This is a genomic window from Citrobacter sp. H12-3-2 (assembly GCF_009649895.1).
GTDB classification, from domain to species: domain Bacteria; phylum Pseudomonadota; class Gammaproteobacteria; order Enterobacterales; family Enterobacteriaceae; genus Citrobacter; species Citrobacter portucalensis.
The window spans coordinates 1172740-1198721 of the sequence record NZ_CP045837.1 but is presented as its reverse complement, the minus strand read 5'-3'; the positions used below and the strand labels follow the sequence as shown (position 1 = coordinate 1198721).

The window sequence follows — 25982 nt, the reverse complement described above, 5'->3', positions numbered from 1 at the left end:
GGGGCAAAATTATCCAAAGATGTTGCTGAACTGCTATAAAGTCTTTCCCTTCTGTCGGCTGGTGTTAAACTGGAAAGTGTGATCTTCATCATAACCTGCTTAAACAGAGACAAGAGACACTGCTATGCAACATATCATCGAGGGCTTCCTCAACTTCCAAAAAGAGATTTTCCCTCAACGCAAGGAACTCTTCCGCAGCCTGGCATCCAGCCAGAATCCTAAGGCACTTTTCATCTCCTGTTCCGATAGCCGCCTGGTACCAGAACTCGTTACTCAGCAAGATCCAGGACAGCTTTTCGTTATCCGCAACGCCGGTAATATCGTACCGTCATTTGGTCCGGAACCGGGTGGTGTATCCGCAACCATCGAATACGCGGTTGTCGCACTTGGCGTAACGGATATCGTCATCTGCGGCCACTCTAATTGTGGCGCGATGAAAGCCATTGCCGATAGCCAGCCCCTGGATCCAATGCCCGCTGTCGCTCACTGGCTGCACTATGCCGATGCCGCGAAAGCCGTGGTCGATAAAAAAACCTGGGATAACCCAATCGATAAAGTTAACGCCATGGTGGAAGAAAACGTTATCGCACAGCTTAACAACATTAAAACGCATCCTTGTGTCGCGGTTGGGCTGCGCAATAATGCGCTTCGTCTGCACGGTTGGGTGTATGACATCGAAAGCGGTGAAATCCGTACCCTGGATAAAAACAGCAAAACCTACGTTTCCCTTGCAGATAACCCGCAGGTGCATTTCGAGTAATTCCCCCACTGGAGCAAGGATGCTCTGGACATCTCCTCTCCCTATTTCTGTTAGTGGACAAAAAACGGGCTCGCGACTAGTTTTAAAGTAGCCACTGGTGTTCCACATCGGTTTTCGCACATTTATACAACATTGCGACAGGCTCATTCACTGAGTCGCAAACAGCTGTTCATACATGGTGCAGGCGATAAAAAGGAGCAGGTGCAGATGCAAACAAAAATAAAAAGAATAATGGATAAGTTATTTTATCATGAGTCGTGGGACATCATGCTTATTAAGGATAATGGTACACACTCATTCCCCGACAACACTCTGGAGATATTAAGCAAATCCACTGCGCAGCAGTTAAAAAAGAAATATACATTTCAGGCCGATCCTTTTCTGATTGAAAAAGACGATAAACTGTATGTTTTCTATGAAGCTCTTAGCTTCCGCAACTCAAAAGGCACGCTACGATGTCGCGTTCTAGACCGTGAACTGGTTGAACTTGAAGATATTAGGCTTGAAGGCTTTGACGACTTAAAGTGTCATTTGTCATTCCCTTATCTGATACATATCAACGATCAACTGTTCATGATCCCCGAGTCTTCAGAAAGAAAAGAGGTAATACTGTTTCAGTCAATTGAGTTCCCTGCACGCTGGAAGCAAGTTAAAGTTTTAATCTCTGATACCAAATTAACCGACAACGTATTTATCTCAATTAATGAAACCTGTTATCTGTTGTCCACCACGATGGATAACGAAATAATTATTCATTCAGCAGATCATATTTATGGACAATGGCAGCGAATTACCCCCTCATTGAAGGTGAGCAATCCTCATCATCGAGGTGCAGGTGCCTCCTATCAGGTCGAAAATAAAATGTACTTCCTTACTCAGGAGTGCACACCTGAAACTTATGGAAAATCAATCTATATCAAAGAATTAGTGACGCTGAATGACGCTAATTTTGCTGAAGCTCTGATCGAACAAATCAATTCGTCGATCAACCACAGTGACGGCGTCCACACGCTGAACTTCTCAAATAACTATATTGTTTATGATACAAAAATAAACAAATTCAGCTTTTTATCTATACTTAAAAAAATATCTTATAAATGCATGGTGAGGTATCGCAACTATTACCTTACCAAACGTAACCAATAACGCGTTCTCTATGGTACTGGCGTGAATCAATCCCCGTTTATCTGGAGTCTGTATGGCAATTCTTGTCACTGGTGGTGCAGGTTATATTGGTTCACATACTGTGTTAACGCTACTGGAAAGAGGCGATGATGTCGTAGTCATCGATAATCTGGCGAACGCCAGCAGAATCTCGCTGGACAGGGTCGCGGAACTCACCGGAAGAGAGCCCATTGTCTATATCGCCGATGTTCTCGACAGGCAGGCATTAAAAAACATTTTCGCCGACCATAACATCACCGATGTCATTCATTTTGCGGGACTCAAATCGGTTTCAGAGTCGATAAAAGAGCCCCTCGCCTACTATGAAAACAACGTCACCGGTACGCTGGTTTTGCTGGATGAAATGCTGGCTGCAGGCGTTAATCGTTTCATTTTTAGCTCATCTGCCACGGTATATGGTAATCCAGAAAGCGTGCCGCTGAGCGAGCAATCACCTACGGGCGGCACCACTAATCCGTACGGCACCTCTAAGTTGATGGTCGAACAAATTCTGGCCGATTTCTCACGTGCACAGCCGGATTTTCGCATTACCTGCCTGCGCTATTTCAACCCGGTTGGCGCCCATCCATCGGGTCGGATTGGTGAAGATCCTAACGGTATCCCTAATAACCTGGTTCCGTATATCTCCCAGGTCGCGATTGGTAAGCTGGAAACCGTGTCGGTGTACGGTAATGATTATCCAACCCCTGATGGTACCGGTGTGCGTGATTATATTCACGTCATGGATCTGGCGACCGGTCATTTAGCCGCGCTGGATTGCCAGAACAAAGGCGCGGCTTACAAAGTGATTAATCTCGGTACCGGTGTTGGTTATTCCGTGATTAATCTGATTGAGGCGTTTGAAAAAGCGGCGCAGACAAAAATAAACTATCAGTTTGTCGCCAGAAGACCCGGAGATATTGCCGAATGTTGGTCTGACCCATCGCTGGCATACAAAGAGCTAGGTTGGAAGGCCATCTACAACCTTGATGAAATGATGCGTGACACCTGGAACTGGCAAAAAAATAACCCGAATGGGTATCAAATTTAATGTTCTCAGCAGCGAGCCTGACCGTCAGGCTCGCTGCTGTGTCTGACTAGCGTACCGTTATTGTTGACACCCGGTACCAGCCGCTGCTCTGTTTCCCTTCATTGGCAAAGTTAATTCTCGCCGCACCCGACTTATCCAGCATCGCAACCTCAATCGCGTATTGCCCTTTCGCCAGTCGGCCTGGCATAGATAACGCATAACTGACCTGATACTTACCGGGGAGCCAGCGGCGAATATCCTCCGCGGAATTCCCCTGTGCTACCACCTTATTGGCGCTGTCTACGACCCGGAATGCCAGCATGTATGGCAGATAAATCGGTGCGATACCCTCATTGTACCAGGTACTGTTTAATGTCAGCGTTTGTCCGTTGTCCCACACGGACTCATGGCTCAGGGACGCAAGGCGAAATCGATAGCCCAATTTGGTCAGCGCATTGTCGACAATCGGTCGATAGTCGCTGGGTATCGTTCTCGATTTCAGGTTAATGGTACTGGCGTGCTGCTTGACCGCCCAGTCAAAAATCCCCTGCACTTCAGCACGTGTATAGTGAAAGGTGTTCTTCCAGTCCTGCATATACGAGCAGATCTCCAGACTCACCGGCGCACGTTTCCAGACGTCGTTGAACCCTGAATAACTCTGCTGCGCAGCCAGCAATCGCTGCGGGTAATCATCAGCCATATGGTTCCAGGTGTCCGAAAATACGCGCAGGTCCCCCCAACAGTCCGCACGCCACCCAGCCCCACGCGCCACCGCATTCGCCAGACTTTGACCGCCGCTTATCAACATTATTTTGGGTGTCACAGGGAAAGCAGAAAAGTGCATCGCGACGTAGCGATCCAGTTGCGCCGTGGTGTATCGCTCCAGTAATGGCTTCAGGTTCGGGAAGTTGCTGTTATGCCATTCTCCCCACGATCCCACCATGCCAATATCAACAAACGCGAGATTCTCATTACCATCGTAGCGCTTACCAAATGCGTTCAACAGACGCTGGCTGTATTGAATAAACAGAGGATCGTCTAAATCCGGGGCAAATGTCTTTTTATCCGGCGTCCAGGTTCCTTTCACGCCTTTTTTAATTAGCCAGTCAGGAATTTGCGAACCGCTTTCCGGCTCTGCCAGAGCCATAAATCGTAGCCCGACATTCATCGCAGGGCGATGTGCCGCCGCGTATTTGAAGGCATCATCCACCAACGCAAAATTGTACTGGCCTTCGACTGGCTCCAGATCCCGCCAGTAAAAACGCTCGTATTCAAATCCGGTATTGGGATAGTCCGCCAGCCCCAGCGTTTCACCGTATCCCTGATGAAAACTTGCCACGCCAATCCCCGGATTGGTTAACGGGCCCGTCAATGCTTTGGGGGTGACGGTCGTCAATGCGGCCATAACCGTCAGCGGGAAAAACATGCTCAACAACGCACAAACCCATTTACGCTTCATCGCAATGACGTCCTCCACCAATTTGTTAACGCTAGCGGTCTTTCAGGCTTAACCACCAGTCCCAGATACCTACGTGAAAATTTTGGAACACATCAATACCTAACGCGGATTTGATCATATACAGCGTCAGCAATATGCAGCAGGTGACAAATAGCACGGCAATCAGCAGCAAAAAAGTGAGCAGCATTCTCGACAGGGTTGATTCCTGGCGATGCTGGCGGCGTAAATCTCTGCCAAATAAAAAAACCAGATAATAACGCTTACTGAAAAAAGGAAAGCTTCTGCGAATATCGATCTGATGCCGCGAAGTCAGGGTTGTAGCAAGGAGCGCTTTTTCCACCCCTTCTTTTTGTTCAGGGGTCAATTCCTCCGCTATCCGCTCATCAAGGTGAGCGTAAAACCGTTCGATGGCAGGAGGACGATTTTGAGGACTGGTCAAAATTAACCTATATCTTTATCAATGGAGTGGTAGACGTTAACCGTCTTTTTGGCGATTTCATGCCAATTGTAGTTTTGCAAATATACACCATAGTCCACGCTATTTGCTGTTGCCCCTTGGCCTAATTTTTCAGCCAAACCCGCCACATCTCCCACCTTAAAATAGGCCTCGGCGGGCAGTTGAACTTCAAGGTTAGCCGGAATATCACTGACGACGGCCGGAAGAGAAAATGACATTGCCTCCAGCAGCGCAATGGGCAATCCTTCATGGTATGAGGGCATCACAAACAATTTAGCCTGCGAAAACACCGCCTGAAGTTCGTCACCACGTAAAAAACCAGTCATCACAACACCTGGCGTGTCGGCAGCAAGCTTTTTGAGGCGCACGCTGTATTCGGTCGGATGATCCGCATCGCCAATTAACACTAACGGCATGGTCAAACCACTGTGTTGATAAGCGGCGATGGCATCATGCATCCCTTTTTCTTCCACAAACCGCCCAACCACCACGAGGTAGTTTTTCGGCTGCAGCCCAAAGCGGGAGAGCGTACTGTCGATGGTGAGCTGTGATAATAACCGCGGCTCATTCACGCCATTGTGAATTAAATGCGCATCATAGCGACCGTGTTTTTTCTGGATCAGTTGATTAATAACGTCAGAAATCACAATCACCTCGTTGGCATATCTCACCGCCCAACGCTCACCCAGCAACAATATTTTTTTGGCTACAAATCCCCATTTCTGGCGATCGTAATCGGGCCCGTGGTGGGTAAAAACCACCTTCTTCCCTAACACGCGTAATAATGGGATCACAAGGCCAGGGCCGATAGCATGGACATGCACAATATCTGAATGGTCGATACGTGTCCTAAACGCCGCTAAAACGGAATGGACAATAGCTTCCAGCGAGCGCTTTTTGGGTGCCCACAGCGCGTAGGTTTCGACTTTTTTATATACCGATCGTTTGTAATTTACATATGGCGAGCGAGCGATTACGCAAATATCCACGTCGAACTGCTGTTTAATGGCAGGATAAAGATTCTGACAGTGTGTCTCCACACCGCCCAATACATCGGGAATACCACGCGTTCCAAAAACCGTTATTTTTTTACTCATACTATGGCCTGCTCAGCAGTTCTTTATACAGCGCCTGTAGGGTATCCATATGTTTACTCAGCGCATATTTTTCACTCAACCGCGCACGACCATGTAAGCCCATATTCCTCGCCTTCTCAGGCGAGTCGGCCAGAGCGTCCATCGCATTGGCTAACTCATGCACATTACCCGGTTCGAATAAAATCCCTTCGACACCGTCACGAATTTGTTCCGGTATACCGCCGATGCGCGACCCGATAACCGGTTTGCCTAAGGACATCGCTTCTAATATCGCCATAGAACAGTTTTCATAGCATTCTGAAGGCAGGATCACCGCTCGCGCATGCTTAATAAGCTTATCGAGCGCCTCCCCTTGTTGCACATAACCTAAAAACTCAACATCCGGATATTTGGCGGCTAATTCATCATGCAACGGACCGTGCCCCACAACTTTCAGCGGCGCGCTGTTCCGCATTTTTTTATGCGCTGCCAACAACGTTGCCACGCCCTTTTCACGGCTCAGACGGCCGAAGTACAGCATATAGCCTTCATCGCTTACTTCGGCCAGGGGACGGCTGCCATCAACGCCATTGACGATGACATCAATGCGCGAATTTGGCAGCGTGCGCAGCAAAACACCGCGTAAAAAAACGCTTGGTGAAACAATCACATCCAGTGCCTGATAGTTTTGTGCAATGTACTGCCAGGTTGCCTCCAGGGAGAGCAGTAAACTTTTTGAGGCTGAACCTTCCTGACAACGATACCTGAAGGCATTGAAAACCGTTCCGGTAATACAGGAATCACACACTTTGCCGTCGCGCAGCATGGAATACGCAGGGCACACAATCTTATAGTCATGCGCAGTCAGCACCGTTTTGCAGCCAAAATTGCGCGCAACTTTAATCAACGCCGGTGTTAACTGATGGTAGATGTTGTGAAAGTGGACGATATCCGGGCGCTCTTTTTCTAATAGCGCCAGCATTTTTTTGCAGGCCTGCGAATTATGAATAAAGTTAACCGCCGTTTTGATACCACCCAGCAGATTGCTCGCTTTGTGGTAGTCCACATTACTGACGAAATAATCCGTATAGTCCGAGGGGAAATTATTCTCATGAAGCATAGAGAAATCAATAACCTGCACTCCGGCCTGTTTCAGCTTATCGCGCTCTTGAAAATAAACTGTTTCTGCGCCGCCTTTGATGAAAAAAAACTTGTTAACCAATAATACTTTCATGGCGCCTGCCCCGGTTATTCATGAATGATTTTACTGTTAGGCGGAGTCAGCGGATCGCGTACCGGATAAAAAATACCTTTGATCAGCCCCGCTGAGCGTACGATTAAATTAATAACGCTTTGCAGCCCATCTGTTAATGAGCGGTTTTGTACAATCTTCAACAAAGCAAACGCCAGTAATGGTAGAAGTGCAACGGCAAACACATTGATATTTAAACTGAGCAGCGCCACAAATAAGAGAATAAGGTAGAGCGCAAATACCGCCTCATTCTTCACGATGTTGAATGACTGGGAAAACCAGGGTTTCCCCCAACTACAACGCAAAAGCTCACCTGGCGCCTGGTAATAACCGCTGGTCCAGCGCCGCGCCAGCATCTTAAACGTCGGCAGCGTATGTGACGTATGGCTGAAGTAAGGAATATCCAGACGCCGCAGTTTATAGCCTGCTTCGATTAAACGCAGGCCCAGTTCAGCCTCTTCATACGCGTGCAAATTACGGTTAGTCAGATAACCAATTTTTTCAATTGCCGACCGACGATACAGCCCACCGCCACCCAGATGATCGCTATCCCCGAGTGGATAGATTTTATTAATGCGTTGCTTACGCGATTTAAATTCATAGTTTACGGCATCATCCATTTCAACGGTTCCGGCAACGCCTGCATATTCTGGTTCGGCCTGCAAAAACGCGACGGCCTGATCCACAAAGCCCTCCTCCAGCTCCATGTCGCCGTCCATCAACAACAGATATTCCCCTTCACTATATAGATAACCTAACTGGTGCCCGACGCCACAGCAGCGATCGCCAGGGTCAGTTAAGGACACTACGGTCACCCCTTTATCGATCGCAAGCTGTTGGGTGTTATCCGTTGACAGGCTATCTGCCACAATAATTTTGTGTGGATAATCAATAAGCTGCTTACGGATACTGTCAATCGTCCTCTCAATACATTTAGATTCATTGAGTGTTTTAATACTCACTGAAATAAACGGTTTTTGGTCCATACAATTACCCTACGCAGCGAAGGACGGTTCGACGAATCACTAAACTTGATCCTAGTGATAAATAGAACAGGAATTGTAACATCGGTGTAATCATCAGTATCTGGCTATAAGGTAAGCTAATTAAGCAACCAATCGCAAAAGCGTTAAACGCCGGTGCAAAGCTCAATAACTGGAGATCCTGCTGGTCCAGTTGTTCAAGCGTCAGTAATGGCTTTGGCTGACAAACTTTCAGGATATAAATGAATAAGCTAATAAAGAGTAACGTGCCGATCACCCCAACTTCCCACAGCAGCATACTCAGGGAAGTCGAGTCGAGAATTAAGTTGTAGATAATATTCAAAAAGCCCGGCGACACCGTACTACCACTGTTAGTTGCATTGAGACCGTAGCCAAATAACGTTCCTGAAAGCCCCCACAGATCGTTATTTTTCAACCAGAACAGGAACGTCGTAAAGCGCCCTAATTCACCGGTAGACATAATATAGTTCGGATCAAAGATATAGCTTAAGGAGTCGATAAAAATACTTAACGAGCTTTTCGACGGATCGCCGCCGAACGCCGTAGAATAATAGTACGCGAGGATCACAATCGACAGGCTAATAAGCAACAGCATTCCCGCCACAATAACCAACAACGTCTTCAGATTGACCTTACTAACGTCTTTGACGTAGCTCGGTGAAAGCCACACCCACGCCAGGAATATAGGCGATAGCAGGATGACAAACTTCACTTCACCAATGATGCATAACCCGATACCGAGAACAATATGCAGCGCCATGGACTTGAACGTGGTGAGCCCATGCTTATATTCGGAGACTTTTAACAACATAATTAACAGGCAAAACAAGCCCATTGCGGCAGTATTCCCGCCCCCCATTGGGTCACCGCCAAACGTGCCAACCACGGAGTCCCATTTCTCATCTTCGCCGCGCACCGCAACGCGCTGGGGAACGACCAGTAAAACCTGATAAATCATTACCGGAATCTGCGCGTAAAACACCCAATACAGATAGCGCGTTGCGCGGTAAATCTGTGATTCCCGGCAAAAGCCCAGCAGCAAACAGATCATCACCAGCGACAGCGCAATTTCGTTTTTAAATGCCACAATCGCGACTGTGATCCCGCCCTGAATCAGCGTCGATGCTCCAGCCAGCACCAGAAACGAAAAGTACAACGCCAGGACAATCGTCTCCTGGGCATCCAGATGTAAGGAGCCATCACGCGTCTGCATCACCAATAATCCCACCATCAACAGGGTCAGGAAAAAAGGTATCCACAGCACTGACTGCATGCCGGTAAAGTATTGCACCAGGCCACACAGGATCAGCGTGACAAAGGTATAAACCTGTAAATAGTATCCGGTATTCAGCGTCATAGTATCACCGGCTTGTCTTTCAGGAGATTGGCTCGCTTATTCATTTTCAGATAAATGAAGGCGTAGCGAATAAATGTCAGTGAAGAAAACAAGATGACCGACGTTGCATAATCTTTATAAAAATAGGGCGTCACAACAAAAGCGAAGAGTACAATCGCCAGCTGTTCCAGTTGGATACGCAGAAAATAGCGATGGGAACCAAAAATAAGCTCTATCACCGTCAGAGGGCTTATCGCCAGCGCCGGGAATAAATAGGGCAACATGTAGCGTGACGTCTCAATGGAGTTTATCCAGTCTTCGCTAAAACCGAGGCGCATCACAATCGGATAGAAAATAAAAACCCCAAGGGTACAGATAACCCCTAGTACCAGCAATAGCATACGTACCTTGGTATACTCCTGATAGTTAAAGGTATTATTTCTGAAGTCGATAGACCATTTGGAAAAAATAGTATTGCGCACCGCATTCCCGATGATCACCACCGGAGCCAGGCAAAAGCGGCTAACCACGGAAAAATAACCCGCCGTCAGCGCCGAGAACCAAAAGTTAATCAGCATAATAGGCAAATTGCTGCTGGCCATCGCCAGCACTTCCGCGCTGCCCACTTTGGTAATGTGATGAATATTCTGTTTGAAAAAATGCCAATTACTGGTGGGCCGCAGATGTCTGGCCGCCACCGAACGAATATCAAACGAATGCAAAATACAGCTTATGGTCAGCACCATCGTCGTGCAGGCCCACGACCAATAAAATAGTTGTACATGGTGCGTAACCAGAACCGAAAGTAATACCACCACAGAGACAGAAATACGCTGGAAAATCAGAAAACGAAAGTTGGCCGTGCGTAGCGACAGGTTTTCCGAGATTAAAACCCACGCCGTTGCCAGCGTCAGCAAATAGAGAAACAGAATGTTCTGGTGAAACAGCCACGCGGTCAGCACAGCGTACGGTAAGGCAATGATCGTGCTTTGGATCAGGCAAAACACGACATTCTGCACCAGTTCGTCATCCTGCTGTTTAGGAATTAACAGCTGTGATGCAAAGGTACACACCTGAGCGCCCACCACGGCGATACTGTAGTTGAGCGCATAAAGCCCCACTTCAGCCATATCGTACTTGTGTGAAATCAACCAAATAGACAGTGCACCAATCAACTGCGAGATGACTGATGAACCGGCTATTGTGGAAGCGCTCTTCAGTAGACTCATACGCGGCCTGGCGTTGCCATCAGTTGATCGGTACTGAAGTTCAGTGAACGCAGACCCTCTTGTGTCTCAAGATCCTTTTCTTCAACTGCATTGAGCACCGCACCAATCACCACGCCGTTATTTTCCTCGATCTTATCCAGCGCGTTGGCGATTTGTCCCGCGGACCCCGCCCCGGCTTTCACAATGAAAACAACGCCATCGACGGCACGTTTGATCAGTTGAACATCCTGGCTCTGATTCACGGCAGCAACATCAATAATGATGCGCTGATAATGCGATTTCAACTCGCGCATTAAGAGTTCAACATGCTCCGACGACAGCATCAGTAAAGATGAGATGGTGTTCTTGCCGTGTGGAATAAAGTCGAGGTTATCACTGAGTTTGATCCTCGCCTGTTCAAGCTCTGTCTCCCCGCGCAGCAGTTCCGCTAAGCCTGCGGATGTAGCTGACGCCAGCTCGGATGTGAGCCCACCAGTGTTAAAGAAATCTGCATCAATAAGCAGTGTTTTCTGGTCGAAACTAAAAGAGTTCGCTAACAGATTCGCCAACAAAGAACGCCCATCGCCGTGCTCCGCCGACGCCACAGCGAGCGTCTGTAAAGGTCGATTATCCAGCATAATCCGGGTACGGATACCGTGCACAATATCGGCATTAAGCGGGTTCTTCATGATCATATCCCGCACCTGTGCGCGCCCTGAGGTTCCGCTAAAACGACGAATTTCACCCAACGGAACAACATTGAGCCGTTTTTTCATGCGACTGAGGGTACCGATTGAGTTATCCATTGCCGCTTTGACAATGAAATACATGATGCTGAACACCACCACCAGCATGACCACCATCAGCAACAATAAAGATTTATTCGGTTTCGCCGGTTTTAACGCGGGTACCGCAGGGTCGTATAACACCGCATCGGCATTCACGCCGGACAGCGACAGCTCCTGAGTACGTTGATAAAGCGATTTATACAGGTCTTCCATTTTATCTAACGACAGCTTTTGACTGTTCCAGGCATCCCGTTTTGACGCCATTTTCTGGAAGATCTCTTTCTGCTCAATCACCTGTTGTTGATAGTTTTTTTCGTCCGCCAGCGCCGCCAGATATTGCTGACGTAAACCGACTTTCAGCTCGCCCAATACCCGCCCGGTCTGGCTTTGGATCGACTGAACATCGGCTTCTGCTTTTAAAATGGCGGGATTTTTTGGCCCATAGACTTTACGCTGTTCGGACAACGTTCGTTGCGCCTGAATCAACGCAATGCGCAAATCCTGGATCTGAGCGTGGTTAGAGACCGAAGGCAGCGAGATAACGCTCTCAAGGGACTTACCTCCCCCGTTCACCTCGTTATAGACGGATTCAGCGGCAACCCGACGCTGGGTCGCATCGGCCAGGCGATTAGTTACGATACTTAACTGCTCGGTTTCAAAACCATCGATACCGCGGAAGGTCAGCAGCCCGGCATTTTTCAGATAGCTGTCCATCTCGTCTTTTTGCTTAGCTATCGACTTCTGAATCTCTTCCATTTTTTCAAAATTCAGTTCGCGAGCTTTCTCCACCTTCAGACGTTTCTGCTCCACCGTATAGTTGATGAAAGCCTGCGCGACGCCGTTGGCAATGTCAGCCGCTACCTGAGGCGAAGTAGATTCATAGGTAATGGAAGCCAGGTTCGTCGTGCGAATACCGATGACATTCAGATTTTTCGCCAGCGTTTTCAGCGCTTGCTCCATTCTCAGTTGCCGACTTTCATTGCTATCAGCCCCCTGGGCACCGGCTTTTTCCCCGGTAAACTCCGGGTTTTCATCCAGCTTCATATCACGTACGGCTTGCTCCAGCACAATACGTGAATGCATCAACGCATATTGTGTTTCGTAGTAACCACTGCGCGTTGAATCGAAACCATCAACCTGTGGAAACGGAGAAACGTTATCAGCCTGCGCCTTAATCAGCACCGTCGCCGTTGAAACATACTTTGAAGACATCATGCTGATTAACGGATACGCGACGACCCCGGCAACGATACCGGCCAGCGCGATTTTCCAGGCGTTCTTTTTCAGCTCTTTGGCAAAGCGGGAGAATTCGACACTGCTTTCTCGTTTTTTGCCGTTTTCCACTATTGATAGTTTCATCGTCAGAAGAACCCCATGCCAATAATCACGACATCCCCAGGATGAACAGAGTGCGTTAAATCGACATTCTCAAGCAGCTGATTGCTCCCTGACAGGCGAATGTTGATATCTTTTCGGTCAGCACGATCTGTAAATCCACCCGCCTGCGCAATAGATTTCTCGACGGTAAGCCCTGGCTCATAGGCGAAGCCATTTGGACTTTTTACCTCACCTGAAACATAGTATTTGCGGAACTCGGCAATACTCACCGTCACCATTGGAGATGTAAAATAATCTCCGGTCAGGCGTTGAGTTAATTCTTTAGTCACTTGATCAACGGTTTTATCTTGTAATTTAAGAGCACCAACAAACGGGAAATTAATTTCACCGCTCTTATCCAAAATAAACCGCATCGTCATATCGGGTTGACCATGAACAGCGATATTGACCGTATCCCCCGCCCCAAGTCGGTAATCCTGCTGAACAGTAGCAGGATCGTCCATTAATCGCGGGCTGGACGCTGTGCATCCGACCAACAGGATACTGAATAGCAAAACCGCGCACAGTTCTATTATTTTCATTTTAGATCTGAACCTTAGCTTTAAGCATAATCATAGAATTATCATAACCCAACGTTCTAATGACTTCCTTATTGTCGTTGGGACCGATATAAAACGAGTCAGTATCCTTATTCGAATTTAATGTATCTATCTGATATTTAATCTCAAAATTAACCGACGGTGTGTAGTCATAGCTCATGGTGACGCTAAACACGCCATCTTTATCATGCCGATCCTTGTTCTGTTTTTTATAGTCTTCCGAAGTGAATGAGTAGTCCAATAAAGTAGAAAAACGAGTACCTAACCAGAAATGCTGGTAAGAAAGGCCATACTGGGTCACTAAAATATATCCCCCAACTTCCGATGGGTCTTTAATGCTTTGCGCAGAGTGGACCGTGAAAACAGACTGTTGTAACGGCTTCCACTCCGCTTTTATGTCCCAGTTTAGACCATTAAAATCATGCGAGTTTGCGTTGTTTTCAAATGTTTTATACAGCCATGAAATATTCATGTCGACATTGGTTTTCCCCGTCAACTGCGACTTCAGGCCATACAGCAAATAATACTCATTAGTGTCTTTTTCTGAGTTGTTATCATAGTGACGCTGGTTAGTAATAAAGCTATAGCGAAAGCGCGTTCTGGATGAGTATTGGTCAAAAACTTCCGCTATCAGGCTATTTTCATGCCATTCCTGTTCCTGAATATAATTGTAGAAGTCCTCACTGCTGTCCCGAACATCAGAGGTGTTACCGAAAGTCAGTTTTTTGTATAACAACGCCAGTTCCGCTTTGCCGCGACCATCAGGTGCACCGTAGCTGTAGCGTAATTCACTATTGATAAAATTCGTCGTCAGCGGAGATTTAATCCCATACTGCTCGAACTGACTCGGTAGAAAACCCTCGGTGATGTCACGACCGCGGGATTCATGCCCAAGCGAATCCTCCAGATTGAGGGTTAAGCCATGCTTGAGTCCATAACGCCAGGCACCGTTAAAACGGAAAAAATGATCGTTGTAGTTATCAGCAGAATCGCTTGAGTAGTTACGATAATCCCCGGAGTACATCAGCAAATACTTATCCTGACCACGCTCTCCAATCATACTCAAAACGGGCGCCGCACTCTGAAACGAGGAACCGATAGCATCGCTGCTATGTGGCTGATAAGACACGTTATCATTATAACCATAGTCCACAGCGACCTTGCCCTGGAAGTCTATCCCCGCAAAGCCAATGTGTGATTTCGGTGTTAAATCAGCCCATGCGGACTGCGATATCACGATTCCGGTAATAACGAGTAATTTAGTATGCATTCTTACCGACAAATCCTTTGAAAATAGTTTTAATAATAATTTTTATATCCAGCCATAACGACCAGTTTTGAATGTACTCAATATCGTACTGAACCCTTTTTTCCATCTTATAAAGCGCATCGATTTCCCCGCGGAACCCGTTGATCTGCGCAAGCCCAGTGATCCCTGGCTTAACTTTATGGCGAATCATGTAATTTTCGACCTGTTTGCGGTACTGCTCATTATGCGTAACCGCATGAGGTCTGGGACCGACAATCGACATACTTCCCTGCAAAACGTTAATAAATTGCGGAAGTTCATCCAGCGAAGTACGGCGCAAAAAGCTCCCGAATTTGGTTACCCGCGGATCGTTTTTAGTGGCCTGAATAACCGTATCGGAATTCTCCATGACGCGCATAGAACGAAACTTCCAGACCTTAATTTTTTGCCCACTCAAGCCATAGCGGTCCTGTTTGAAAAAAACCGGCCCACGGGACGTGAGTTTGATACCAATGGCAATAGCCAGCATCAGGGAGGAAATCATCACCATAATGATGCTGCCTAGAACCAAATCTTCCGCCCGCTTAATAAACGAGCCCGCCCCTTCGAACGGTGAACTAAAGATACCGATAGTTTGCAGGTTGTGGATGGAGCGTAACTTGGACATGTTGTTACTGTAGGTATAAAAGTCAGGGACAATATAGGTATCTACGGTGGTGTCTGACATCATGGCCAAAAAGTGACGAATGCGATGTAAAGCAACCATCGGTAAAGCAATATAGATTTCATCTATGTTTCCCTTCTTGGCTTCCTCGACCAAATTGATCACCGGACCACGAAAGGGGCTTTTAACCTTATCAACGACCTCGCCACAGCGAGATAAGGCACGCTCATCATAAAAGGCCAGATCTAATGTGATATTGGCGTATTCACTCATTAGCGCGGTTTCTGCAGCCAGACCATTGTCGGTCAGACCAATAATCGCCACGCGTATACTCTTCTTCGTTGAATATTTGAAAATGAAATAGCGAATACAATACAGAAAAGGTATTGGAATTAAGTACCAGTAAATAATGGCTGAATAAAAAGGCGACGGCAATCTGTCTAAGTAGCCGAGAGATTCAGGCTCTGCCACCGCCATACTGACCAGTTCGTTAAAAAAAATAGCCAGCAGCGTACAGAAAACCAATCGCTTTTGATTTCTCAATCCAATCGATTTAATCTTTTGCTGATACATTTTGGTGTATTCAGCAAACAACAAAAAAAAGATCGAGAAGAGAAGACTCAAGATGGCAATGGTGTTAAATGGCACCAAACCCAGCAGATGGGCGCTAAAAATTAACGTCACATTGATAACAATGAAATCGACCAGTTTTAAAAAAACTGGATAGCCATGGCTGCTAATCTTTAGCGATTTTTTAAGCATAGCTCATCCCATTATTTATTGATCTTTAATTATTTTTTATCATTTATGTTACTAATTATATCACAAGTCTAAAAAACACAATGGCACTCTGTCAGTAAATGTAAAAAACAATGTCAACTACTGTGACAGGACTCTCAAACAAATCCGTATCTATATGATTTTAATCATCATTGAATCAAGAGTGGTTTCAGTCAACCAAACAAAAAAGATAACCTTTAACAACATTGCTGCTATTGACAGATAACATTTCATGGTCTATGAAAAAGTGTTTTATGTATGATAAATTGCACAAAAGTATTGTTTCAGTGACGTTGAATCACCTTAGAGTTGCTGTTTAATACCGTAATTAAAATAAAAAACAGCTGCCTTACGACAACATTTCAAATGATATTAGCAATACAATTAATTACTTTTTATTATAATTAAACAACAAATATCATAACCATGAATATCTCATACGGTAACGCTTAAAAAGCGTACCCGAACCCTCAGCCCACCTAATGTCTCACTACGCGTTAGCTGAGGATGCGTGCGATGCAGACGAGCAATATCATTGACCAGCGCCAGGCCGATCCCGGCGCCTGGGACATTGCCTACGTTATCGAGACGATGAAACGGTAGCAGAGCCTGATGAACCATCTGCTCATCTATGCCCGGCCCGCTATCTTCGACCACCAGCACCACGGCCTCTCCTTCTCGTTGAAGTCGGGCGGTCACCATCCCCTGCGACGGCGTGTATTTCAGTGCGTTATCCAGCAGATTCCCACACAGCTCGCCAAGCAGCACTTCATCTCCCTCGACCCACACCGCGTCCTGTTCCCCTTCATAGCCCAGATCGATCCCTTTACTACGCGACTGCGCCAGTCGGGTAAAACAGCTGGTTTGCACCACCTCATACAGATTAACCGGCGAGAAATGCCTTTCCCCCTGCTCCTTACGCTTCACCGCAGACAACTGCAACAGCCTCTCCGTCAGTTGAATGGTATTATCGAGTGTGCTACTCATGGCTTGTAAACTCTCATACCATTGCCGCGGTTCGGCGCTGGCGAGAGCCACCGATGCCTGAGTTTTCAGTACCGCCAACGGCGTTTTGAGCTGATGGGAAGCATCCGCGCTGAAGCGCTCCTGACGAGAGATCAGACCGCGAAGTCGGTCCAGATAACGGTTGAAAGCCACAATCAGCAGACGGGTTTCCGACCATGGCAGCAGCTCCGGCAGCGGCGTCAGCAGGCCTGGCTCACGACGCACCATCAGCGATGACAGCTGGCGCATCGGGCGTAGCACCCGGCGCAGCAGCCAGCCAACCAGCACCAGAGTCAGTAGTACCAGCAGCCCTTGCGAAACCCACGAGGAAAACAGCAGCTGTCGCGCCAGATAACGCCGCGATTGCAGCGTTTCGGCAACATAAATCTCCGCCATGCCGACAATACCGCCTTCATTGACGGGCTGCAGAAGACGTGCCACGCGGATTGCCTCACCGCGATATTCGGTGTGATAAAACCATGCCAGCGCCGGGTAAAGACGCGTGCGCGAGGTGGCAGGCGGCATCGCCGGTAAATCGTCATAACCAGAGATAACCTTCCCCGCCGGATCAACCACTTTGTAATACAGTCGGTCGTTCATATTCAGTTCAAAGCTGTCCAGCACCACCCATGGCACGTTCACTTCCAGCTGTTTATTGCGCACCACCAGCCGCTCGGAGACGGTCCTGGCGGATGAGAGTAGTGTCCGGTCATACGCCTGGGTCGCCGCCTGTAGCGCACTGACATAGCTGTTAAATGCCGACAGGCCCCACAGCAACATTAGCGGCAGGCCCAGAAACATCAGCAGTTGCAGGTACAACGATTGGGGTTTAACCCACTTCATCGCTACGCTCCAGCACATAGCCCAGACCACGCAGCGTAGCAATACGCACATCGCTTCCCTGTAGCTTTTTACGTAAGCGATGGATATACAGCTCAATGCTTTCAGGACTAACCTCATCACTCAGGCTGAAGACCTGCTCAAACAACTGCTGACGTGAAACCGGTCGCAACCGACGGTACATCAGCACCGTTAACAGCGCCTGTTCACGTGGCGTGAGCGCCAACGGCTGCCCCTGCAACAGAAAATAGCCTTCATCGTGAAACGCCAGCTCCCCCAGTTGCTGTATGCCTTGCACCTGTCCCGCACTGCGACGCAGCAAGGCCCGCAGCCGGGCATCCAGTTCCTCGATTTCAAACGGCTTTGCCAGATAATCATCGGCTCCGACGTTCAACCCTTTCACCCTATCGGCCACCGCGCTACGCGCCGTCAGCAGCAGGACAGGAAGCGTCTGCCCGCGCTTGCGCAGCCGCTGAACGACTTCCAGGCCATCCAGACCGGGCATATTGATGTCCAGCACCGCCAGCGCATACGTTTCGCTATGTAAAAGATGGTCGGCTGCCAGGCCATCAAACACGCAGTCAACGGCAAAACCGTTTTGCACCAGCGCTTTCTCCAGCCAGTGAGCTAACTCACGGTTATCTTCCGCTAATAAGAGACGCATATCACATCCTGTAAAGTTTCTGCCGCATTGAAAGGGAATTGAAAGGTTAATGTTTTAACAATCACGCAACCGAACTGCTACACATCGGCTCACATAATCACAAAAATCTTCTTCCGTACCTGAAAATCCGGTTTTCCGGTGTGAGGATAAACAATGAAAAAACAGCTATTTCGTACCCTTACTGCAAGCATTTTACTGATGAGTACCTCTGTACTGGCGGAACAAGCGCCGTCGCGCACTGAATGTATCGCCCCTGCTAAACCCGGCGGTGGTTTCGATCTCACCTGTAAGCTGATTCAGGTGAGTTTGATGGAAACCGGCGCTATCGAAAAACCGATGCGCGTGACCTACATGCCCGGCGGCGTTGGCGCTGTGGCCTATAACGCGATTGTTGCCCAACGCCCGGCTGAAGCAGGCACCGTGGTGGCCTTCTCCGGCGGCTCCTTGCTGAATCTGTCACAGGGCAAGTTTGGTCGCTACGGCGTGGATGATGTCCGCTGGCTGGCCAGTGTGGGTACCGATTACGGCATGATTGCCGTACGTCAGGACGCGCCATGGAAGACGCTGAAAGATCTGCTGACAGCCATGGAAAAAGATCCCAACAGCGTGGTCATTGGTGCTGGCGCCTCTATCGGTAGCCAGGACTGGATGAAGTCGGCGTTGCTGGCGCAAAAAGCCAATGTCGATCCGCACAAGATGCGCTACGTGGCCTTTGAAGGCGGTGGCGAACCGGTTACCGCATTGATGGGAAATCACGTACAGGTGGTTTCCGGCGATCTCAGTGAGATGGTGCCTTACCTCAGCGGCGACAAAATCCGCGTGCTCGCAGTGTTCTCTGATGAACGCCTGCCGGGCCAGTTAGCCAACGTACCAACCGCTAAAGAGCAGGGTTATGACCTGGTGTGGCCGATCATTCGTGGCTTCTACGTTGGACCAAAAGTCAGCGATGCCGAATACCAGTGGTGGGTTGATGCCTTTAACAAACTCCAGCAGACCGATGAGTTTAAAAAGCAGCGCGATCTGCGCGGTCTGTTTGAGTTCAACATGAGCGGCAAACAGCTCGACGACTACGTGAAAAAGCAGGTCACGGATTATCGTGAGCAGGCGAAAGCCTTCGGTCTGGCGAAGTAAACGCAGAGGCAAAGATGATGAGCGATCGTATTTTCGCAGGTATCTGGCTGTTGCTCTGCATAGCCGGGCTGTTCGTAGCCTGGCAAATCAGCAGCGAATACAGCTATGAGCCGGTTGGCCCGCGTCCCTTCCCGCTTGGCATTATCAGTCTGATGCTGGTCTGCGCCGTGGCGCTGCTGTTGCGCCATCCGGACACCATCAGTTGGCCCCGTCGCCACGTGCTGCAAAAGCTGCTGACGATGGTGATTGTTCTGTTGATGTACGCCTGGGGTTTTGAGTGGCTCGGTTTTCCCATCGCCACCGCCATTCTCACCGTGGTGATTGGCATGCTGTTCGGCGCAACCATCCCGGCTGCAGGAATTTCCGGCGCGGTGCTAGGCATTCTGCTGTGGTTTGCCTTCGACCGACTGCTTGACGTCACCTTACCACTCGGCGCCTGGCTGGGTTAACGGAGAAACGATGGATACCTGGATTTATCTTTCTCAGGGTTTCGCGGTGGCAATGACGCCGGAAAACCTGGTCATCGCCTTGATAGGCTGTTTTGTCGGCACCATTGTGGGTTTGTTGCCTGGCCTTGGGCCGATCAACGGCGTGGCGATTCTGCTGCCGTTGGCCTTTGCGCTGCATCTGCCCGCAGAATCCGCGCTGATCCTGCTGGCTACGGTCTACATTGGCTGTGAATATGGCGGGCGCATCTCCTCCATCCTGCTGAATGTTCCTGGCGATGCGGCGGCGATTATGACCGCGCTGGATGGTTACCCGATGGCGCAGCAAGGACGCGGCGGCGTGGCGCTCTCTATCTCGGCGGTCAGCTCTTTCTTTGGTTCGCTTATCGCCATCGGGGGCATCATTCTGTTTGCCCCGGCGTTAGCCCAATGGTCGCTGGCCTTCGGTCCGGCGGAATACTTTGCCTTAATGGTTTTCGCCATTGCCTGTCTCGGCAGCATGATGGCGCAAAATCCGCTGAAATCATTTCTGGCAGCGCTTATCGGTCTCGGACTTGCGACCGTCGGCGTAGACGCCAACACCGGGGTTTATCGCTTTACTTTTGACAGTGTCCATCTCTCTGACGGTGTGCAGTTTATCGTGGTGGTGATTGGGCTGTTCTCTGTCTCTGAAATATTGTTAATGCTGGAACATACCAGCAGTGGCCAGACGCTGGTGCGTAAAACGGGCCGCATGTTGTTCAACGCCAAAGAAGGTGCACAGTGCGTAGGGGCCACCCTGCGTTCATCAGTGATTGGCTTTTTCGTCGGCGTTCTGCCTGGCGCTGGCGCCACCATTGCCAGTGCCATCACCTACATGACCGAGAAAAAGCTCAGCGGCAACAGCGACAGCTTTGGCAAGGGGGATATTCGTGGCGTAGCGGCGCCAGAAGCCGCCAATAACGCCTCGGCCTGCGGCTCTTTTATTCCGATGCTGACGCTCGGCGTGCCGGGCTCCGGTACCACGGCGGTGATGATGGGCGCGCTGACGCTGTACAACATCACCCCGGGGCCAGCCATGTTTACCGAGCAGCCGGATATCGTTTGGGGGCTGATTGCGGCGCTGCTGATTGCTAACGTAATGCTGCTGGTGATGAACATTCCGCTGATCGGTCTGTTTACCCGCATGCTGACCATCCCGCTGTGGTTTTTGGTACCGGCTATCGCGGCAGTTTCCGCGGTTGGCGTGTACGCCGTTCACAGCACCACCTTCGATTTGGTATTGATGGTCGCCCTCGGCGTGCTGGGCTACATCCTGCGTAAAATGCACTTCCCAATGTCGCCATTGATTCTGGGCTTCGTTCTCGGGGAAATGCTGGAGCAGAACCTGCGCCGGGCGTTGTCTATCAGTAACGGCAGTATGGATATTCTGTGGGCCAGCGGCGTGGCGAAAGTGCTGCTGGTGATGGCGGTACTGGTTATCGTGGTCCCGCCGGTGCTGCGCATGATCCGTAAACGCAACAGCAAACCGCAGGTGGATATCGGTTAATAATATGCCGGATGGCGGCGCTATTGCGCCCTATCCGGCCTACAATTTGGCTCGGTTGTAGGCCGGATAAGTGCAACGCCATCCGGCATTTTTATTTTCCGCGCAGCCCCTGCGTTCCTTCCAGCACATGTTCAACAAACCGTGTCAGCTTAGGCAAAGGACGCAAATCCTGTCGCCACAGCAAATGAATTGGCCGCGGCTGCGGCGTAAACCCTTCCAGGATCCGAATCAATTTCCCCGTAGCCAGTTCTTGCGCCAGCAGCACCTCAGGTTGTAATAACAGCCCAGCCCCCGCTACTGCCGCCATACGCAGGCCATGACCATCGTTACAGCGCAGGATCGCATCGCGCTTCCATCTGACCTCCCCCGTCACGCCAGGCAGTATCCACTCGTTGCGAGCCGTCCACACGGTATGGGACAGGCACAGATGATCCACCAGATCCGCGGGCGTCCGGGGGGTGCCATGACGAGCAAGATAATCTGGCGAAGCACAAATTGCCATACGGTAGGGACACAGGTATTTCGCCACCACGTCAGTCTGATGGATATCGCCAATGCGGATCGCCAGATCGACACCTTCATTCACCAGATCAACCATCCGGTTGGTGAGATCCAGTTCAATACGCACCTCTGGCCAGGTCTGTAAAAACGCAGCGGCCAGCGGCGAGATCACGCAAGCGCCAAAAGAAGTGGGCGCGCTAATGCGCAGCGTCCCCGCAGGTGCCAGCCGCAGACGCTCTACCGAACGTTCGGCTATCGATACCTGCTCCAGCACGCGACGGGCTTCTTCAAAATAGACGCGTCCGGCATCGGTCAGACTCTGGCGGCGCGTATTGCGCTCCAGCAAACGCGTGCCGAGCTGCGCTTCCAGTTGGGTGATATATTTTCCCACCATCACCGCAGACATCTCGAGCCTCGTCGCCGCAGAAGTAAAGCTCCCACTCTCCACCACGGCGACAAACGTTTCCATGCCGCGCAGTTTATCCATATTACAAACCCCTGGTTAGTAATCATCTAACTTTTAGCCAGTTTATCTGATTTCATTTTCATTAAAGAATAGCGGCTCACACTATTGCGGAGGTGGTTATGAAAATCGTCATTATTGGTGCCAGTGGTACAGTGGGTCGCGCAGTTACGCAAGCATTGAGCCGTAAACATGAGGTGGTCCGCGTGGGTCGCACTCAGGGTGATTACCAGGTCGATATCACCTCGCAGGAGAGTGTCAAGGCCTTGTTTGAAAAAGTCGGTCGGGTAGATGCGATCGTTTCCGCCACCGGTAATCTGTTCTTTGGGCCGCTGTCGACAATGACCGACCAGGACTTTAATCAGGGGCTTCAGGATAAACTATTAGGCCAGATACGCCTGGCATTAACCGGGCAGCATTTCCTGAATGATGGCGGATCGATAACGTTAATTAGCGGCATTATCGCCCACGAGCCCATCGCCCAGGGGACAAACGCCGCAACGATCAATGCCGGGCTGGAAGGGTTTGTTCGCGCCGCGGCCTGTGAACTAGGCCATGGTCAACGCATTAACCTGATAAGTCCGACCGTGCTGAGTGAGTCCGCCGAAGCTTACGACAGTTTCTTCCCGGGCTTTGAAAGCGTGCCCGCCACCGCCGTCGCCAACGCCTACCGCCGCAGTGTGGAAGGCATCCAAACCGGGCGTATTTATAAAGTTGGTTACTGACTTTGCCGCTGCCGCTGACACATCACCAACGGCAGCGTGATTAACCCACTGTTTTAAAATACTTTATCTTTTCCCTCGCATTAACCCACACCCTTCATAATGTTAAATATTTGTTGTTTTTGATCACAAATAATAAACAAACAAGCTCATTCTGTGCGCGTTTTTCAAAAATGTAGATATTTTTAATTTATGGCTACGAAACGAGCTGCGCCATATCTCCCTGACAATCTACTGAGAGGAACGATTTGATGAACGCACTGACTGCCGTAAAACCGAACGCTGAAGATCCAGCCCAGCACTACAGCGGTTTCACGCTGAAACCGTCAGCCCAATCCCCACGCCTGCTGGAGCTGACTTTTTCTGCTGAGACCACTGAGCAATTTCTGCAGGCCGTCGCGCAGTGGCCGGTTCAGGCGCTGGAATACAAATCCTTCTTGCGCTTCAAAGTGGGCAAGATCCTCGACGACCTGTGCGGCAATCAGTTACAGCCCCTGCTGCTGAAAACCCTGCTCGATCGTGCCGAAGGCGCACTGCTAATCAATGCCGTTGGCGTAGACGACGTGGCGCAGGCGGAAGAGATGGTCAAGCTGGCAACGGCGGTAGCGCACCTCATCGGACGCTCTAATTTTGATGCGATGAGCGGTCAATATTACGCACGTTTTGTGGTGAAAAACGTCGATAACTCAGACAGCTATCTGCGCCAGCCTCACCGAGTAATGGAATTGCACAACGACGGAACCTACCTCGAAGAAATCACCGATTACGTGCTGATGATGAAGATCGACGAGCAGAACATGACCGGCGGTAACTCGCTGCTGCTGCACCTCGACGACTGGGAGCATCTGGAGCAGTACTTTACCCATCCTCTGGCACGTCGCGCCATGCGCTTTGCCGCACCGCCAAGCAAAAACGTCAGTCAGGAAGTGTTCCATCCGGTATTTGACGTTGACCAGCAGGGCCGCCCGGTAATGCGCTACATCGACCAGTTCGTCCAGCCAAAAGACTATGAAGAAGGCGTCTGGCTGAGCGACCTGTCCGATGCGCTGGAAACCAGCAAGAACATTATTTCCGTTCCGGTTTCAGTAGGTAAATTCCTGCTGATCAACAACCTGTTCTGGCTGCACGGGCGCGATCGTTTCACTTCGCATCCGGACTTGCGCCGCGAACTGATGCGCCAGCGTGGTTATTTTGCGTACGCGACCAACCACTACCAGACCCATCAGTAAGCGCGAAGGAAAAGCGGATGTATGATTTTGTGATTATTGGCGGCGGCATTATCGGCATGTCGACCGCCATGCAGCTGATTGATATCTATCCGGACGCCAAAATCGCGCTACTGGAAAAAGAGTCCAGCCCGGCCTGCCACCAGACGGGCCACAACAGCGGCGTCATTCATGCCGGGGTCTATTACACCCCCGGCAGCCTGAAGGCACAATTTTGCCTGGCCGGAAATCGCGCCACAAAAGCCTTTTGCGACCAAAACGGCATCCGCTACGACGTCTGCGGAAAAATGCTGGTTGCCACCTCCGCTCTGGAAATGGAGCGCATGCGCGCGCTTTGGGATCGCACCGCCGCTAACGGTCTGGAGCGCGAATGGCTGAATGCGCAGGAACTTCGCGAGCGTGAACCCAATATCACCGGACTGGGCGGCATTTTTGTCCCGTCGAGCGGGATTGTCAGCTATCGCGAAGTCACCGCCGCGATGGCGAAGATTTTCCAGGCTAAAGGCGGTGAGATTATTTACAACGCCGAGGTCAGCGCGCTGAAAGAGCATGCTGCGGGCGTGATTGTCCGTACCCGTCAGGGCCAGGAATATGAAGGCGCGACGCTGATTAGCTGTTCTGGCCTGATGGCGGACCGACTGGTAAAAATGCTCGGCGTTGAACCTGGCTTCATCATCTGTCCGTTCCGGGGCGAATATTTCCGCCTGGCGCCAGAACATAATCAGATAGTTAACCATTTGATCTACCCCATCCCCGACCCGGCGATGCCGTTTCTCGGCGTTCATCTGACCCGGATGATTGACGGCAGCGTCACCGTCGGCCCCAACGCGGTACTGGCATTTAAACGTGAAGGCTACCGTAAACGTGACTTCTCGCTCAGCGATACGCTGGAGATCCTCGGCTCTTCTGGTATTCGCCGCGTGCTGCAAAACAACCTACGCTCAGGGCTTGGCGAAATGAAGAATTCGCTGTGCAAAAGCGGTTATCTGCGGCTGGTACAAAAGTACTGCCCGAGCCTGACGCTTAAGGATCTGCAGCCGTGGCCTGCGGGCGTACGGGCACAGGCGGTATCACCTGATGGCAAGCTTATCGACGATTTTCTGTTTGTCACCACGCCACGCTCAATTCACACCTGTAACGCCCCTTCTCCGGCAGCAACGTCGGCGATCCCTATCGGCGCACATATTGTCAGCAAAGTTCATGCGCTGCTGGAGAACCAGAGTAACCCCGGACGCACGCTGCGTGCGGCACGTAGCGTGGAGACATTACACGCCGCATTTACCCGTTAAACC

23 protein-coding genes are annotated in these 25982 nt (G+C 49.9%); 9 read left to right on the top strand and 14 right to left on the bottom strand.

What is annotated here, in order from left to right; genetic code table 11:
- Positions 1 to 124 precede the first annotated feature (124 nt).
- The 3 genes from GHC22_RS05730 (at position 125) to galE (ending at position 2975) form a co-directional block, all read left to right on the top strand.
- Positions 125 to 760, top strand: a complete 636-nt coding sequence (locus GHC22_RS05730; RefSeq protein WP_003826059.1) for a carbonic anhydrase — start codon at positions 125 to 127, stop codon at positions 758 to 760.
- Positions 761 to 967: 207 nt separating this feature from the next.
- Complete coding sequence (locus GHC22_RS05725) at positions 968 to 1906, top strand: hypothetical protein (RefSeq protein ID WP_153752423.1); 939 nt, start codon at positions 968 to 970, stop codon at positions 1904 to 1906.
- Positions 1907 to 1958: 52 nt separating this feature from the next.
- Positions 1959 to 2975 carry a UDP-glucose 4-epimerase GalE gene (galE, locus tag GHC22_RS05720; protein ID WP_103285666.1) on the top strand — a complete coding sequence of 339 codons (1017 nt, stop codon included), beginning with the start codon at positions 1959 to 1961 and terminating at the stop codon, positions 2973 to 2975.
- Between the two features lie 46 nt (positions 2976 to 3021).
- Here galE and GHC22_RS05715 read toward each other — a convergent pair whose 3' ends face one another.
- The 13 genes from GHC22_RS05715 to tctD form a co-directional block, all read right to left on the bottom strand.
- A complete protein-coding gene (locus GHC22_RS05715; RefSeq protein ID WP_153752421.1) occupies positions 3022 to 4413 on the bottom strand; it encodes a DUF4832 domain-containing protein in 1392 nt (463 codons plus the stop codon).
- Between the two features lie 31 nt (positions 4414 to 4444).
- Positions 4445 to 4852, bottom strand: a complete 408-nt coding sequence (locus GHC22_RS05710) for a hypothetical protein (protein WP_003826052.1) — start codon at positions 4850 to 4852, stop codon at positions 4445 to 4447.
- A 2-nt stretch (positions 4853 to 4854) separates the two neighbouring features.
- Positions 4855 to 5967: a glycosyltransferase family 4 protein gene (locus GHC22_RS05705; RefSeq protein ID WP_153752420.1), complete on the bottom strand. Its 1113-nt coding sequence runs from the start codon at positions 5965 to 5967 to the stop codon at positions 4855 to 4857.
- Between the two features lies 1 nt (position 5968).
- A complete protein-coding gene (locus tag GHC22_RS05700) occupies positions 5969 to 7180 on the bottom strand; it encodes a glycosyltransferase family 4 protein (protein ID WP_153752418.1) in 1212 nt (403 codons plus the stop codon).
- Positions 7181 to 7194: 14 nt separating this feature from the next.
- The gene (locus tag GHC22_RS05695) at positions 7195 to 8184 is read right to left on the bottom strand and encodes a glycosyltransferase family 2 protein (protein WP_153752417.1); all 990 of its coding nucleotides are present in this window, start codon (positions 8182 to 8184) and stop codon (positions 7195 to 7197) included.
- Positions 8185 to 8188: 4 nt separating this feature from the next.
- On the bottom strand, positions 8189 to 9559 hold the full coding sequence (locus tag GHC22_RS05690; protein WP_060683350.1) for a hypothetical protein: 1371 nt from the start codon (positions 9557 to 9559) through the stop codon (positions 8189 to 8191).
- Positions 9556 to 10767: a lipopolysaccharide biosynthesis protein gene (locus GHC22_RS05685; RefSeq protein WP_032944673.1), complete on the bottom strand. Its 1212-nt coding sequence runs from the start codon at positions 10765 to 10767 to the stop codon at positions 9556 to 9558. The genes GHC22_RS05690 and GHC22_RS05685 overlap by 4 nt, the downstream gene beginning before the upstream one ends.
- Entirely contained in the window at positions 10764 to 12893 is a 2130-nt protein-coding gene (locus tag GHC22_RS05680) for a tyrosine-protein kinase domain-containing protein (RefSeq protein WP_153752415.1), read from the bottom strand. Before GHC22_RS05680 ends, GHC22_RS05685 begins: the two co-directional genes overlap by 4 nt.
- 2 nt (positions 12894 to 12895) lie before the next feature.
- Complete coding sequence (locus tag GHC22_RS05675) at positions 12896 to 13453, bottom strand: polysaccharide biosynthesis/export family protein (RefSeq protein ID WP_003826038.1); 558 nt, start codon at positions 13451 to 13453, stop codon at positions 12896 to 12898.
- Between the two features lies 1 nt (position 13454).
- Positions 13455 to 14741 (bottom strand): outer membrane beta-barrel protein, encoded by a 1287-nt coding sequence (locus GHC22_RS05670; protein WP_153752413.1) that lies wholly within the window; start codon positions 14739 to 14741, stop codon positions 13455 to 13457.
- Entirely contained in the window at positions 14731 to 16146 is a 1416-nt protein-coding gene (locus GHC22_RS05665; protein ID WP_153752411.1) for an undecaprenyl-phosphate glucose phosphotransferase, read from the bottom strand. The genes GHC22_RS05670 and GHC22_RS05665 overlap by 11 nt, the downstream gene beginning before the upstream one ends.
- A 453-nt stretch (positions 16147 to 16599) precedes the next feature.
- Complete coding sequence (locus GHC22_RS05660; RefSeq protein WP_032944678.1) at positions 16600 to 18012, bottom strand: sensor histidine kinase; 1413 nt, start codon at positions 18010 to 18012, stop codon at positions 16600 to 16602.
- The gene (gene tctD, locus GHC22_RS05655; protein WP_003826032.1) at positions 17999 to 18673 is read right to left on the bottom strand and encodes a transcriptional regulator TctD; all 675 of its coding nucleotides are present in this window, start codon (positions 18671 to 18673) and stop codon (positions 17999 to 18001) included. The genes GHC22_RS05660 and tctD overlap by 14 nt, the downstream gene beginning before the upstream one ends.
- Before the next feature lie 153 nt (positions 18674 to 18826).
- On the opposite strand from tctD, the gene GHC22_RS05650 reads away from it, so the two are divergent.
- The 3 genes from GHC22_RS05650 to GHC22_RS05640 are packed head-to-tail and all read left to right on the top strand — an operon-like array spanning position 18827 to position 21778.
- On the top strand, positions 18827 to 19804 hold the full coding sequence (locus GHC22_RS05650; protein ID WP_008785593.1) for a tripartite tricarboxylate transporter substrate binding protein: 978 nt from the start codon (positions 18827 to 18829) through the stop codon (positions 19802 to 19804).
- Between the two features lie 14 nt (positions 19805 to 19818).
- Positions 19819 to 20253, top strand: a complete 435-nt coding sequence (locus GHC22_RS05645; RefSeq protein ID WP_095533105.1) for a tripartite tricarboxylate transporter TctB family protein — start codon at positions 19819 to 19821, stop codon at positions 20251 to 20253.
- Between the two features lie 10 nt (positions 20254 to 20263).
- Positions 20264 to 21778, top strand: a complete 1515-nt coding sequence (locus tag GHC22_RS05640) for a tripartite tricarboxylate transporter permease (RefSeq protein ID WP_003826025.1) — start codon at positions 20264 to 20266, stop codon at positions 21776 to 21778.
- 91 nt (positions 21779 to 21869) lie between these two features.
- Here the strand turns inward: GHC22_RS05640 and GHC22_RS05635 are convergent, their stop codons facing one another.
- Positions 21870 to 22766, bottom strand: a complete 897-nt coding sequence (locus GHC22_RS05635; protein WP_032944682.1) for a LysR family transcriptional regulator — start codon at positions 22764 to 22766, stop codon at positions 21870 to 21872.
- A 98-nt stretch (positions 22767 to 22864) separates the two neighbouring features.
- Here GHC22_RS05635 and GHC22_RS05630 point away from each other — a divergent pair, with 98 nt between their 5' ends.
- From GHC22_RS05630 to lhgO, 3 genes are all read left to right on the top strand, one after another.
- The gene (locus GHC22_RS05630; RefSeq protein WP_032944684.1) at positions 22865 to 23467 is read left to right on the top strand and encodes a short chain dehydrogenase; all 603 of its coding nucleotides are present in this window, start codon (positions 22865 to 22867) and stop codon (positions 23465 to 23467) included.
- Between the two features lie 248 nt (positions 23468 to 23715).
- Positions 23716 to 24693 carry a glutarate dioxygenase GlaH gene (gene glaH, locus GHC22_RS05625; RefSeq protein ID WP_048215707.1) on the top strand — a complete coding sequence of 326 codons (978 nt, stop codon included), beginning with the start codon at positions 23716 to 23718 and terminating at the stop codon, positions 24691 to 24693.
- Positions 24694 to 24710: 17 nt separating this feature from the next.
- A complete protein-coding gene (gene lhgO, locus GHC22_RS05620) occupies positions 24711 to 25979 on the top strand; it encodes an L-2-hydroxyglutarate oxidase (RefSeq protein WP_153752409.1) in 1269 nt (422 codons plus the stop codon).
- Positions 25980 to 25982 lie beyond the last annotated feature (3 nt).